Origin of the sequence: Mesorhizobium sp. M7A.F.Ce.TU.012.03.2.1, from assembly GCF_004006095.1 — a bacterium.
Lineage (GTDB): Bacteria > Pseudomonadota > Alphaproteobacteria > Rhizobiales > Rhizobiaceae > Mesorhizobium.
Map to the genome: position 1 here is coordinate 2542682 of NZ_CP034779.1, position 13630 is coordinate 2556311.

General features: G+C 63.1%; 14 protein-coding genes. 9 read left to right on the forward strand and 5 right to left on the reverse strand.

The window, feature by feature from the left end; all coding sequences use genetic code 11:
- The first annotated feature begins 52 nt into the window (after window positions 1-52).
- Window positions 53-1390 (forward strand): PRC-barrel domain-containing protein, encoded by a 1338-nt coding sequence (locus EJ079_RS12295; RefSeq protein ID WP_127809094.1) that lies wholly within the window; start codon window positions 53-55, stop codon window positions 1388-1390.
- Between the two features lie 47 nt (window positions 1391-1437).
- Here EJ079_RS12295 and EJ079_RS12300 read toward each other — a convergent pair whose 3' ends face one another.
- Complete coding sequence (locus tag EJ079_RS12300) at window positions 1438-3006, reverse strand: alkaline phosphatase family protein (RefSeq protein WP_127809095.1); 1569 nt, start codon at window positions 3004-3006, stop codon at window positions 1438-1440.
- A 226-nt stretch (window positions 3007-3232) separates the two neighbouring features.
- Here EJ079_RS12300 and EJ079_RS12305 point away from each other — a divergent pair, with 226 nt between their 5' ends.
- The 6 genes from EJ079_RS12305 (at window position 3233) to EJ079_RS12330 (ending at window position 8325) form a co-directional block, all read left to right on the forward strand.
- Window positions 3233-4165, forward strand: a complete 933-nt coding sequence (locus EJ079_RS12305; RefSeq protein ID WP_127397680.1) for a VOC family protein — start codon at window positions 3233-3235, stop codon at window positions 4163-4165.
- A 4-nt stretch (window positions 4166-4169) separates the two neighbouring features.
- On the forward strand, window positions 4170-4790 hold the full coding sequence (locus EJ079_RS12310; RefSeq protein WP_127330369.1) for an alpha/beta hydrolase: 621 nt from the start codon (window positions 4170-4172) through the stop codon (window positions 4788-4790).
- A gap of 2 nt (window positions 4791-4792) precedes the next feature.
- Complete coding sequence (locus EJ079_RS12315) at window positions 4793-5092, forward strand: GNAT family N-acetyltransferase (protein WP_127397679.1); 300 nt, start codon at window positions 4793-4795, stop codon at window positions 5090-5092.
- Between the two features lie 144 nt (window positions 5093-5236).
- Entirely contained in the window at window positions 5237-6295 is a 1059-nt protein-coding gene (locus EJ079_RS12320; protein ID WP_127268955.1) for a dipeptidase, read from the forward strand.
- 98 nt (window positions 6296-6393) lie between these two features.
- Window positions 6394-7704 (forward strand): flavin monoamine oxidase family protein, encoded by a 1311-nt coding sequence (locus EJ079_RS12325; protein ID WP_127809096.1) that lies wholly within the window; start codon window positions 6394-6396, stop codon window positions 7702-7704.
- Between the two features lie 210 nt (window positions 7705-7914).
- The gene (locus EJ079_RS12330; protein ID WP_127271289.1) at window positions 7915-8325 is read left to right on the forward strand and encodes a hypothetical protein; all 411 of its coding nucleotides are present in this window, start codon (window positions 7915-7917) and stop codon (window positions 8323-8325) included.
- Window positions 8326-8437: 112 nt separating this feature from the next.
- Here EJ079_RS12330 and EJ079_RS12335 read toward each other — a convergent pair whose 3' ends face one another.
- Entirely contained in the window at window positions 8438-10525 is a 2088-nt protein-coding gene (locus EJ079_RS12335) for an ATP-binding protein (protein ID WP_164873775.1), read from the reverse strand.
- Window positions 10526-10609: 84 nt separating this feature from the next.
- Window positions 10610-11383: a response regulator transcription factor gene (locus EJ079_RS12340; protein WP_174800345.1), complete on the reverse strand. Its 774-nt coding sequence runs from the start codon at window positions 11381-11383 to the stop codon at window positions 10610-10612.
- A gap of 46 nt (window positions 11384-11429) precedes the next feature.
- On the opposite strand from EJ079_RS12340, the gene EJ079_RS12345 reads away from it, so the two are divergent.
- Complete coding sequence (locus tag EJ079_RS12345; protein ID WP_127395729.1) at window positions 11430-12131, forward strand: response regulator transcription factor; 702 nt, start codon at window positions 11430-11432, stop codon at window positions 12129-12131.
- Between the two features lie 72 nt (window positions 12132-12203).
- Here the strand turns inward: EJ079_RS12345 and EJ079_RS12350 are convergent, their stop codons facing one another.
- The gene (locus tag EJ079_RS12350; protein WP_081738724.1) at window positions 12204-12371 is read right to left on the reverse strand and encodes a hypothetical protein; all 168 of its coding nucleotides are present in this window, start codon (window positions 12369-12371) and stop codon (window positions 12204-12206) included.
- 52 nt (window positions 12372-12423) lie between these two features.
- Entirely contained in the window at window positions 12424-12756 is a 333-nt protein-coding gene (locus EJ079_RS12355) for a hypothetical protein (RefSeq protein ID WP_023811017.1), read from the reverse strand.
- Between the two features lie 352 nt (window positions 12757-13108).
- Between EJ079_RS12355 and EJ079_RS12360 the strand changes: the two genes are divergently transcribed.
- Window positions 13109-13570, forward strand: coding sequence for a L,D-transpeptidase (locus EJ079_RS12360; protein WP_023811018.1), 462 nt, complete (start codon window positions 13109-13111; stop codon window positions 13568-13570).
- Window positions 13571-13630: the final 60 nt, after the last annotated feature.

Consider the following 13630-nt stretch of genomic DNA (forward strand, 5'->3'; position numbering starts at 1 on the left):
GACTTTCCGGCGAAGACGCGGCGCACGAGATCAGGCACGAGGAGAGACTATCATGATCCGCAATCTTTTAGCCACGACCGCACTCGCAACACTGATCGCGACGGGCGCATATGCGCAGAGCGCGACGACTGCGGCGCCGGCACAGAGCCCAGCCGTTCAGGAGTCAGGCGCCGCGACGGTCCGCGCAGAGGGCAGCATCGTCACCAACATCATCGGTGAATCCGTCTACAACGGCACCGGCGATGATGCCGAGAACATCGGCGATGTCAGCGACGTCGTCTTCGACAAGGATGGGCAGGCGAAATCCGTCGTCATCGACGTTGGCGGTTTTCTGGGTGTCGGTGCCAAGAGCGTCGCCTTCGAGTACGGCAAGCTGCAGTGGGCCGAAAAGAATGGTGACCGCTGGCTGGTAGCCCAGACGACCAAGGACGAGTTGACCGCTCAGGCGGAATTCGACAGCCAGCCCTACAGTCCGGCCCCCGCACCTGCGGCATCGACCGACGCGACCGCACCTACGGCACCTGCTACGACGGATACGGCACAAAAGCCGGCCGACATGAACGCCGCTCCGGCGGAACCGGTAAAGCGCGCGGACGGTAACCTTGCCACCAACATCATCGGTGAAGACGTATATAACGGAACCGGTGATGACGCGCAGAATATCGGCGACGTCAACGACATCGTGCTGACCAAGGAAGGCAAGGCCGAGTCCCTGGTCATCGGCGTGGGCGGTTTCCTTGGCCTCGGCGCCAAGAATGTCACCTATGATTTCTCTAAGGCGCAGTGGGCCGAGAAGAATGGCGACCGCTGGCTGGTGGCCCAGACCACCAAGGAAGAGCTGCAGGCGCAGCCCGATTTCGACCGCAAGGCCTATGATCCGGCGCCGGCCACGACGGCTTCCAACGAGCCTGCGGCCACCGCTCCGGCTGCTGTGCCGTCCGACACGACGGCTCCTGCTGTCGCTCCGGCAGATAAGACCGCCGAAGCTCCGGCAGCGACCACCCCTGACGCCTCGGCTCCCGACCAGACACAGACTGCCGCCATCGACAAGTCGACGTTGACCGAGATGCCGGTCGGCGAGATTCGTGCCGATGACCTGAAGGGCACGACTGTCTACGGCGCAAACGACGCCAGGGTTGGCGAAATCGGCGATGTCGTGCTTGCGCCTGACAACAAGACGGACGCGGTGATCGTCGACGTTGGCGGCTTCTTAGGCGTCGGTGAAAAGGAGGTCGCGGTTGGTATGGATAATCTCAAATTCATGACCGACAAGGACGGCAACAAGTACCTCTACACGACCTTCACCAAGGAACAGCTCGAGGCTCAAACCGCCTATGACAAGGGCAGCTATGCTGAGCAGCGCGATCAGCAGCGCATGATCGTAAGGTAATTCTGTTCAGCCAAATGAGCCCGCGCTGGCAACGGCGCGGGCTTTATTTATGTGTGGCCAGGTTGCAGGCCAGCGGCATGGCCGACGAGGCCGTTCTGGGTCAATTCGGCCAGTGCCAATGACTGGTCGAGATGTTCGGCCCGCCAGGCGAGCAGCCGTTCGGCGAATTCCAGGCGCACGGTGAGATGGCCGGGGTCGGCCGCGAGATTGTCCAGCTCGCCCGGATCGCTTTTAAGATCAAAGAGCAGCGGCGGCAGATTGCCGCCGAAATGCACATATTTGAAATGTTCCGTGCGGATAACGGTGAGGTTGCATTGGCGTGAGGCGATGCCGAGATGGTTTTCGGCCTCGCCCGCGGCAATCGAGCGGAAGTCAAACTCCCAATGCGCGGCATCGCGCCAGGCCGCAGGGGTTTCTCCGCCCAGGAACGGCTTCAGCGAGGCGCCGTCGAGATGCGGCGCGGGCTTTTCGCCGAGCAGGTCGAGAAGCGTCGGCAAAATGTCGACCGCTTCGGTGAAGCTGTCGACACTGCCGCCGGTCGCCTTGCCTTGGCGCGGATCGCGAATGATCAGCGGAATGTGGTAGCTGCCGTCGAAATAGCCGCCCTTGCCCAGCATGAAATGGTCGCCCATCATCTCGGCATGGTCCGAGGTCAGAACGATGATGGTGTCGTCCCACGCGCCTGCGGCCTTAACCGCTTTCCAGACGCGGCCGAGTTGCGCATCGACCTCGGAAATCATGCCGTAATAGATCGCGCGGATGCGGCGAAAATCGTCTTCGCTCCAGTCGTGCACCTTGCCTCTGGCGTCCGGGCGGAATTTTATCTGTTTCTGCCGGCCGAGATCATAGGCAAGATAGGGATGGTTTTCCGCCTCTTCGTGCCAGCTTGCCGCGCGCCGGAAGGCCGGGCCGTCAGCCGGATCGTACATCGTGTTGTAGGGCTCCGGCACAATGAAAGGCGGGTGCGGGCTGATGAAGGAAAGATGCGCGAACCACGGCGTGGCGTCCTCCTGTTCGCCAAGCCAACGCGTGAATTCGCCGGTCAGGAAAGCCGCCGGCGTTTGTTGCCCGGAGTAGACGGGCGGCGCGTTGCTGATGGTCCCGGCCACGCCGTCGGCCAGCGGACGGTGGATGTCGGGGGACCCGGCGCTGGCGTCGACACCTTGCAGTTCCAGCCAGGATAGCCATTGCTTCTGGTGCTCGGGCAGCAACTGGCGCACCGTAAAGCCCGGCAGCACGCCTTCATAGCTTTGCAGCCGCGGATCGCCCGGCGCCAGCAGGCGCGGATCGAGCGAGACGTCGGTGTAGCCGAACAGCGTCGGATCATAGCCCAGGGCGCGAGCCGAGAGCGCGATGTTGCCGTGGCGAGCGTCGAGCGGCGTGCCGTTGCGGCAGACGCGGTTGTTCATCTGGTAGAGGCCGGTGTAGAGGCAGGCGCGAGCGGGCGAACAGGGCGCCGCGCCGCCATAGTGCCGCTTGAACAGCACACCCTCCGCGGCCAAAGCGTCGGCATTCGGCGTCTGCACGACCGGATGGCCGGCTGCGGACAGACAATCGCCACGCCACTGATCGCATGTGATCAGGAGAATGTTGGGCCGCCTGGCTTTTCCAGTCACTCACAATACCTTTGTCGCGGGATGTCGAACGCCTTTCATGGAACCGAATTCCGGCCACGGCGCAAGCCCGACTCTGCGGGCCAATTGGTGAACGAACCTTGTTCCATCGTTCACTTTTACGACACAGTCCATTCTGTGTTTGCCGCCTTTGCCTAAACTGCTCTGGTCCTCATATTGGCGTGGACAGCGGCGAGGGCCGCACATGCACCAAGGAAGGAGCAAGACAATGCTCGACCAGATCAAGGGCCTGCATCACGTCACGTCGATGGCCAGGGATGCCCGCCAGAACAACGAATTCTTCACCAGGAAACTCGGCCAGCGCCGGGTCAAGAAGACCGTCAATTTCGACGCGCCCGACGTCTACCACCTCTATTACGGTGACGAGACCGGCACGCCGGGTTCGGTGATGACCTATTTCCCTTTCCCCGATATAGGCAAGGGCCGGCATGGGGTCGGGGAAGTCGGAACCACCGTCTACTCGGTGCCGGAAGGCACGCTTGGCTATTGGGAAAGCCGTTTCGCCGATGAGGGCGTCACTGGCCTCTCGCGCGAAGAGACCTTCGGCGAGAAGCGCCTGGCTTTTGCCGGACCGGATGGTGACGGCTTCGCGCTGGTCGAGGGCAAGGGTGACGGCAGAGCGCCCTGGGCGAAAGGCGGTGTTCCGGTCGACCAGGCGATCCGCGGTTTCCATTCGGTATCGCTCAGGCTGAAGGATGGCGGCGCCACTGAGGAGCTGCTGAAGTTCATGGGCTATGAGGAAGTCGACAAGTCCGGCAATCTCAAGCGGCTGGCGGTGAAGAACGGCAATGGCGCCGATGTCATCGACATCGAATCGCTGCCGAGCACGGCCTTCGCCGATCTCGGCGCCGGCTCTGTCCATCACGTCGCCTTCGCGGTCGAGAACCGCGCCAGGCAGCTTGAGGTGCGCAAGGCGTTGATGGACACCGGCTATGGGGTGACGCCAGTAATCGATCGCGACTACTTCTGGGCGATCTATTTCCGCACACCGGGTGGCGTGCTGTTCGAAGTCGCCACCAACGAGCCGGGTTTCGATCGCGACGAGGATACCGCTCATCTGGGCGAGGCGCTGAAGCTGCCGTCGCAGCACCAGCACCTGCGGCCGTATCTGGAACAGCATCTGCAGAGACTGGAAGGCTGAGGTCATGAGCAAGGACGCTTACATCCACAAGCTGCTGCCCGGTTCGCCGGGCGGTCCGCTGCTGTTCGTCTTCCATGGCACTGGAGGCGATGAGAACCAGCTTCTGTCGCTGGGGCGCGATCTCGCGCCCCAGGCAACCATCATCTCGCCGCGCGGCGATGTGTCCGAACAAGGTGCCGCGCGCTTCTTTCGCCGCACCGGCGAGGGCGTCTACGACATGGAGGATCTGGCACGGGCGACGATCAGGATGGCGGGCTTCGTCAAAGCCCATGTCGAAGCAGCGAAGCCATCGGCCGTGCTGGGTCTCGGCTATTCCAACGGCGCGAATGTCCTGGCCTCGGTGGTGTTCGCGGTTCCAGCGCTGTTCGGCGCGTCGGTGTTGATGCATCCGCTGATCCCGTTCGAGCCGCAGGTGAAGGGCAGTCTCGCCGGCCGCCATATTCTGATGACCGCCGGCAAGCGCGACCCGATCTGCCCGCCGAACCTGACCACGCGGCTCGAGGCATATTTGCGTGCCGACGGCGCCGATGTCACAGTGGAATGGCACGATGGCGGGCACGAGGTGCGGCCAAACGAGATCGAGGCGGCACGGCGGTTCTTTGCCGATGCTGCCCAAGGAGCATAGCGATGCCTGACCAACTGCCTGAGATCGAACTTGAGGATCGCGGTTCCAAGGGCCGCTATGTCCTGCGTGGACCCGATGGCGCCGAGGCCGAGATGACCTTCACCAAGATCGGTGAGCACCAGATCATCATCGACCACACCGAGGTGCCGGACGTCTTTCGCGGCCAGGGTGCCGGGCTTCGCCTCGTCACCCGCGCCGTCGAGGATGCGCGTGCGGCGGGTAAGAAGATCATCCCGCTCTGCCCGTTCGCCAACGCCCAGTTTCGCCGCCATCTGGAATGGGCCGACGTGCTGAAGCAATAGGGGTTTCGTCGCTTGGAAACGGTGCGGAAAGCGGCTGCGATCCCCACGGGGATGACTTTGGCATTTGTGCGGGTAGCGCATCCTGCCTAAGTCGATATGATATATCTCAGCCCCTTGCCGACAAACGAACCGAATGATCCCCCTATGACCGAAACCGATCTCGTTCCCGTCTTCGACGGCCACAACGATACGTTGCTCAGACTCTACCAGTCGAAAGACACGGATGTCGAAAAGCTGTTCATAGAGGGGAAATCGGGCGGCCATATCGACCTGCCGCGTGCCAAAGCCGGCGGCTTCGCCGGCGGCATGTTCGCCATCTTTCCGCCGCCTGTCGAGAAATCCAGGCGCGGCGCCGTGCCCCTGGCGCCGAGTGCCGCCGAGCCGCTGCCGCCCGAGGTTCCGCGCAATGAGGCGCTGACCTCGACCATCGCGATGGCCTCGATCCTGTTCAGGCTGGAACGGGCCGGAGCGCTCACCGTCTGCCGCAGCGCCGGCGATGTGCGCGGTGCCATGGCGCAAGGCTCGATCGCCGCGGTGTTCCACATCGAAGGGGTCGAGGCGATCGATCCCGAGCTCACCATGCTCGACGTGCTGCATGAAGCCGGCCTGCGCTCGCTCGGCATCGTCTGGAGCCGGCCGAACGCCTTCGGCCACGGCGTGCCGTTCCGCTTCCCGTCCTCGCCCGACACCGGCCCCGGCCTCACCGATGCCGGCAAGGCGCTGGTCAAGGCCTGCAACCAGCTGAAGATCATGATCGACCTCTCGCATCTCAACGAGAAGGGCTTTCGCGATGTCGCGGCGCTCAGCGATGCGCCGCTGGTCGCGACCCATTCCAACGTGCACGCGATATGCGGCCATTCGCGCAACTTGACCGACTGGCAGCTCGGCGCGATTCGCGAAACCGGCGGCATGGTCGGGCTGAACTTCGCAACCGGCTTCCTGCGCGAGGATGGTCGCATGAATGCCGACACAAGCCTCGACATCATGGTGCGGCATATCGATTCGCTGCTGCAGGCGCTGGGTGAGGACGGCGTTGGTCTTGGCTCCGATTTCGACGGCGCCATGATCCCGGCCGTCATCGGGGATGTCGCCGGCCTGCCGAAGCTGATCGATGCATTGGCGGCACGCGGTTTCGGCCGCGCACTGATCGAAAAAATCGCCTATCGCAACTGGCTCAATATGCTCGAGAAAACGATAGGTTAGAGACAGCCTGCGGCATGGCGTGTGCGGCCCGCCGGCATATGTCGACAAGGACATACTTCGTCGGTGGAAGCCGGATGCGATTGGGTGGATAGCCGGCAATGCTGAAGACCTTCACGGATGAGGGCGGCGAATTCGAGCGAACCGATGTCGTCATCGTCGGTGCGGGTTTCACAGGCCTGTCGGCGGCGCTCGAGATGAAGAAGGCCGACATCGATTTCATTCTGCTCGAAGCACGCGACCGGGTCGGCGGACGCGTCGAGTCCCGACTGAACGGACTTGGCGAACGGATCGATAGTGGCGGCCAGTTCCTGTGCGAGGACATGCCGGAATTGATGGCGCTGATCGAGGCGCGCGGCAAGACGCTGGTTGAAACCTATGTCGATGGCGATTTCATCACCCAGCCGACGATGTCCGTACAACGAGCAGAGCGGATCTATGACGCGGCAATGGCAATCCGCGAGCGCATGAACGGGATCGATCCGGACGACGTCTCGATTGCCGGACTGACCGTTGCCGACTGGCTTGCCCGCCAGCGCGATTCGGCCGACGCCAGGGCCGTCTTCCGTTCGATGATCGAAGGTCTCTGGTGCATGGCGCTGGACCAGATTCCTCTCTGGTATCTGATCGACAATGACCGACGCGTCACCAACGAGGTGCCGGAGCTGCAATATTTCGTGCGCGAAACCATGCATTCACTGGCCGACGATCTGGCCCGCGACCTTGGCGATCGGTTGCGGCTGAGCGAGCCGGTCACGCGCATCGAGCACAGTTCACAAGGTGTTCTTGTCGTTTCGGCCGGGGGTGCCATCGAGGCGCGCGCGGTCCTGGTTGCCGTCCCGCCGGCGACGGTTACGGAGCTCGCCTTTGCTCCCGCCTTGCCAGCCCGACTGGGGCGGGCGCTCGGCGCCTGGAAAAGCGGCGCGGCTATCAAGATCCTGGTGCGCTATGCCAAACCGTTTTGGCGCGGGCGGGATTTGAACGGCATGGTGATGTGGCTCGATCCGCCGGGGCTGTTTGCCTGCGACGCCGGCAAGGATGCGGAGCATGCCGCGCTCGTCGTGTTCGTCGGCGGGTCGCTCGCGCTGCGCTGGCGCGACCTCGGCGAGCCGGAACTGCGTGCGGAGGTGACCGGCCGGTTGGAGGCAGCCCTTGGCCGGAGTGCCGGTGATGTCATCGATTTCAGTTTGCGTGACTGGGTAGGAGATCGCTGGAGCGGCGGCGCGTACAGCGATCTTGTTGTCGACGTGACAGCAAGAGATGCCGAGCGGACGATCCTTGCCGGCGCACCGCCGGTGTATCTCGCCTGTTCAGAACTCTCGCCGTCGTTTCCGGGGTATGTCGAGGGCGCCATCATTGCCGGGCGTATCGCCGCGCACAAGATCATTGCCGAGCTTCAAGCTTCGGTCTGAGCCTGGTCTTTTCGAAAAACTGTTTGGCAAGATCGGGTCATGTTGCGCCTCAAGCCCGAGCGCCGTCGAAGCTATGCCCGATTTTGCCCGACTTCGCCCGAATGCTGTTTCGAATGAGTTACAGTGCCAGTCCTTCGCCACCCCATCGTCGTTACAAAGTGCGGATAAGTTCATTTCACCGCCAAAAGAAACTCAGCGAAGGGGAAGGCAATGCATGCGAAAATCCAGACGATCCGCGGCGAGAGCCGCCTTCAGGCTCCAGAGCGCAATGACCGCCGTCCGAAACTGGCGCTGCGCCAGCGGGCCAGCGACCACCCCATGGCGATGTTCATGGTGCTGGCTGCTTGCGCCTTCGTCGGCATGGCGTTCACGCCGACAATCGGGCCGGCCTTCGCTTCGTTGAATCCGCCGTCCAATCTCATCGACGGCGCGCAGACGACGACCAGGACCGCGCGTCTGCCGGTACCGGTGACCGACTTCGCCTGCAAGGGCCAGACCTGGGGTGCCGAGAGTATCGACTGCCTGCGCGCAATCGCCGAACAGTCCGGAACACACAAGAGCCGCGCCATCCGCATGATCGCCACTGCCGCACCGTTGGCCGACACGCCGAATATTTTCTGATTTTGTCGAAGCCTGATCCGAAACCGTTCCCGTTTTGGGATCATGCTCTGGACTCCCCGAGCGCTCCCTCCAGCGCGCTCTTCTTCGGCCCCCGCCCCCGGGGGCCTCTTTTTTATCCTTTAAAGGCCGCCTGTTCGGCAATGGCGGACAGAACACTGCGCACATCCAGCGTGCTGAACGGCTTTTCCAGGATCTGCGGCCGCTGCTGTGCCGGCAGGGCCTCGATTTCGGCTTTCGCACCGATCAGGTCGCCTGTAACCAGCACGAAACGCCGCGCCAGGTCAGGCTTTTCGGCGAGCAGCTCGCGATAGATCGATATGCCGCTGACGCCGGGCATGCGCAGGTCCGAAAAGACGATGTCCGGCGGCATGTGGCCGCTCAACGTGGCGGCGGCCGATTCCCAGACAGGAACGATCCGCGACTTGATGCCCATCAGTTCGAGAATGTCGGAAAGCGAGCCGGCGACATCCGGCTCGTCATCGATGATCAAGGCATGGCGCAGGCCGCTTGATCGCGGCTGGTTATCGCCGGCGGTGGCGAGGCCGGCCACGATGGCCGGCAGCTGGACGACGAAACGCGCGCCTCTCGGGAGCACTTCCTCGAACCAGACATTGCCATTGTGCCGCTCGATGATCGATTTCGAGATCGACAGGCCGATGCCGGTGCCGACGCCGACCGGCTTGGTGGTGAAATAGGATTCGAAGATGCGGCCGCGGATCGCTTCCGGCACGCCGGGCCCATTGTCCTCGACCGAGAAGCAGGGGTGACCGCGGTCGCTGCGGAACGTCCGCACCTTGATCAGCCGGTCACCGGCAATGCCAGCCAAGGCGTGCTGGCTGTTGATGAGGAAGTTGGCCGCTACCTGCGTCACATGGTCGGCGTCTGCCATGGCCAGCAGCGGGCCGGCGGCGAAATCGGTGTCGATGACGATGCCGCTTGAGCGCGCGCCATAAGCGGTCACTTCGAGTGCCGACCGGATCACCTGGTTGAGGTCGGTCTCGGCCTGTGCCGCGGGATGGAGGCGGACCATCGACAGGAAGCTCTTGACGATGCGGCCGCAGCGCTCGGCCGCGGCGCGCACCTTCTCGGCGCGCACCTTGGTCTGCGGATCGGAAGCGAATTCGTGCAGCAGCGTCGATTGCGCCACAACCACTGCCAGGGGATTGTTGAGCTCGTGCGATACGCCGGCCAGCAACGAACCCATCGCCGCCATCTTCTCGTTCTGGTGCAGCTTCTCGCGCTGCCGGCCGATTTCTTCCTCCGCACGCAATTTGTCGCGCAGGTCGCGGATGGAGCCGAAGATCAGGCGGCGGTCGGCGACCCGCATCTCGGTCGCCGTCAGCTCGATCGGGAACACTTCGCCGGCAGCATTCTGGGTCACCGTCTCGAGCCTTTGGCCGACCATCGGCGCGCCGCGGCCGGACATGTATTCGGCCCCCGAAGCATAGCCCTTGCGGTAGTAGATCGGCACGATCGTATCGAGCAGATCCTTGCCGAGAATGTCGCTGCGCTGGAAGCCGAACATCTTCTCGGCGGCCGGATTGAATTCGATGATCGAGCCGGTCTCGTCGATGACGACGATGGCATCAAGCGAGGCCTGCAGCATAGTCCGGCGAATGACCTCGCTGGCATGGGCGTCGGAGGGCGAGCGCTCGATAGCGTCGCCGATAGCGAGCGCGATGATGTGCAGCGTCGCCTCTTCCTCGTCGGTCCATGCACGCTCGCTGACGCAGTCATTGACCGCCAGCGTGCCCCAGAGATGGCCATGCGCGAAGACCGAGACCGAGAGGAACGACTTGATGTTCTGCTTCTCGAAATCGGTCCTCAGGAAACCTTCGAGGTCGCGCGTATGGCCGGCGAAGATCTTGCCTTGCCTCTCGTCCTCGGCAAGCCGCTCCAGCAGGGGGTCGGAATTGACGATCGATTGCATGATGACGGTTGGCGACGCCAGTTCGCCGCCGAAAAGAGGGTCGATCCAATAGGCGGCGACGGATTGGGCGAAGCCCTGGCCTGGCAGTTCGCGCAAGCGAAACAGGATGCCGCGCTGGCAATCCATGGCCCGGCAGAGCGTTTCCAGTATGCCGTCCATCTCGCGCTGCCAGTCGCCGGCCTCGCGCAGCCGGCGAACGACGCGCACGGCCGCCATCGCCGCGCCCTGCCTGAACCCTTGCATATCGGTGCTTGCTGCTTCAGCGATCATCTTGTGCTGTCATTCCGGAGTCGCGCCAATTCGGAGTCGTGCCAATTCCGGCTGGCGAGCAACCGAATCCTTCTGGCCCGGTGCTCAGTTGCCGTCGCCGGTCGGCAGCGAGAAGATATAGCCCTCGCCGCGTACCGTGCGCAGGAATTTCGGATTGGCGGGATCGGCCTCGATCTTTTTGCGCAGCCGCATGATGCGGATGTCGACGGCGCGCGACGATTCCGGATCTTCGGTGAAACCGATCGCCTCGGAGATAGCGGCGCGGGTCAGCAGCCGGTTGGCGCGGGTGAGGAAAATCTCCAGCACGTCGAACTCACTCTTGGCCATGTCGATCACCGCGCCATTGGCGCCGGTGACCAGCCTGCCGTCAAGGTCGGCCTGAAAGGGGCCGAAGGCAACGGAACGGCGATCCGTCCCGGCTTTCTTGTCCTGGAGTTCCTTCGGCTGGGGAACGCGGCGCAACACGCTGCGGACCCTGGCCAGCACTTCGCGCAATTCGTAGGGCTTGACGATGTAGTCGTCGGCACCGAGTTCCAGCCCGACGATACGGTCGAGCGCGGTGCCGGCCGCGGTGGCATAGATGATGCCGATCGGCAGTTTCGAACGCAGCCAGCGGCCGAGCGAGAGGCCGTCCTCGCCGGGCATGGCGATGTCGAGAATGGCGAGATGAAACGATTGCGTTTCAACGAGGCTGCGCGCCGCGGCAGCACTTTCAGCGGTGGCCACGTCATAGCCGGATGCGCCAAGATATTCGGCGACCGCGTCCCTGAGGTCGGGCTCATCCTCGACTATGACAATTCTTGCCCGCACGATGCTTTCGCTCCCACTTTCAGTGGAAAGTAGATTGGGTATAAACATCATGTCCAGCACTCATATCCGGGTTGCCAGGGAACGGTTGGAAAAGATGGCCGCACGATCCGTTATTGCGCTCGTTTCGGTAGCCGAAGTGGTGGCGACCGAACTCGCCGACCATCTCGAGCGGCGCGGCCACGACGTGCATCAGGCACGTCAGCCCTGGGAGGCCGAATCGCTGCTGTCGGGAAAGGGCATCGACGTCGTCGTCGTCGGCGACAGCCTCAGCCAGGCGGAGGGGCGGGATCTGCTCAGACGTTATGGCGACCAAGCAGGAGGCGGCGAGGGCGGGCCGGATTTCATCTTGATCTGCCGGCCGGCGGATCTCGTCGACAAGGTGCTGGCGCTGGAGCTTGGTGCGGCCGACGTCGTCGAGAGTCCGCTCAATGTCCGTGAACTGGCCGCTCGTGTAGGCGGCCTGCTTTCGCGCCGCGGCAGGGGCACCCAGGAACTGATCGTGCTGGAGAACGCGACCGTCGATCTGAGATCGGCCATGGTCATGCATCGTTCCGGCTCCGAGGAACAGCTTTCGCCCGGCCAGGTGGCGCTGCTCAGGTTGTTCCTGGCCAGTCCGCGCAAGGTGCTCACGCGCGACGACATCATCGCCGCGGCACCGGCCGAAAACGCCGACGCCTTCGATCGCTCGATCGATTCGCGCATCGTGCGGCTGCGCCGCAAGCTCGACACCGACACCATCACCACAATACGTGGCGCCGGCTACCGGTTCGATCCGCCGCGGCAATTCGCCGACTGACCGCCGGGTACTGGCGCAATCCCTTTTGTCAGGCATCGGTTTTTCCATCTCTGGGCCCGATGCTCTTGACGCTCAGCGAACCAGCAGAAGCGATGGCCCCACCGGCATGTCACTGCCCATGGTGAGTTCGCTTGCATGGGCGCGGTCCCTGAGCAGCACGGTAGCAAGACCGGCAAAGCCGAGCAGGCCCTGGGCGTAAAGCAGTGCGGAAAGCACCGAAGCAGCGAATTTCGTTTTCATCGTCGCAGTTCCCCATGCCAATTCTTCAAAAATGAACCTGTTGCGGGTCTCTTCAGGATACCCCCGAAGTGCCCGCGCCGCCCACGGAGCCCCCCGTCGCGGCGCGGGCCTTCGGTCCTCTCGGCAGCAAGTTGCCGGAGGCGCCGCGCAAACCCGTCAGCCTAAGGCCGACCCGCCAGAGGGCCTTTAGCCGGGCGATGCGCAGGCTGGAAACAATCCAGACCGTGGCGAAAAACAGTGCGGCATGCAGCGTCGAAATCTCGCCTGATGTCATCGCGCCGAGGCTTGTCAGCGGGGTGCCGGCAACCGTGCCGACGCCGCCGATGACCGCCGCCGCGATGCTGATCCTGAGAAGCCAGGACAGCGCGTTCGATTTCGTTCCCATGTTCGTTTCCGGCTGTTTTCGTTGCGTCAACTTTGCTCGCACCCCGTATCCGGATCATGCCGCTTGGAGCCGCGCTTTGTTGCAGGTTGGTTTCGATGTCGACGACTGTTCTTTCACATGATGCCAATTCGCACTTTCGTTTGAAGGCGGATACTCATGTTCCTGCCGCTGGTCTTTGCTGGCGGGGCCTGCCGAGCGTGTCCAACCCATCTATAAGAGGGACGTTTGTTACCAGTGGAAACAGATTCGAAACAGAAGCGAGCATTTTGCGAAATCTTCTCGAAACATGACGTTGGGATAAGCGGCCATCGAATTGGAGCCGGACCAACCGGCAGAGAGAGGGGACTTCATCATGCATACCGCCATTTCCGCCAAGCTTATCAACATCACCGCTGCTGCCTTGACTGGTGCAGCACTGCTGCTCGGCGCCGGCTCGGGTGCGGCGCACGCCGCCAACAAGATCGTGGCGCGCGTTTCGCTATCGCAGCAGATCATGGAAGTCTCCGTCGACGGCCGGCCGACCTTCGCCTGGAAAGTCTCCACCGGCGACCGGGCCCATGTGACGCCGACCGGCTCGTTCAAGCCGACCCGCATGCATGAAATGTGGTATTCGAAGAAATATGACAACGCCCCGATGCCGCACTCGGTCTTCTTCAGCGGCGGCTATGCGGTGCACGCGACCTATGCGATCAAGCGTCTCGGCCAGCCGGCTTCACATGGCTGCGTACGGCTGCACCCCGACAACGCCGCCGATTTCTACCAGCTCGTCGAAACCTTCGGGGCGACCAACACCAGCATCGTCATCGTCAAGTAAGCAGGCTGTGACCGGCGCGTCAGCATGCTGCCGCGCCGTGTTCAAGGCTCCCGCCGGAAA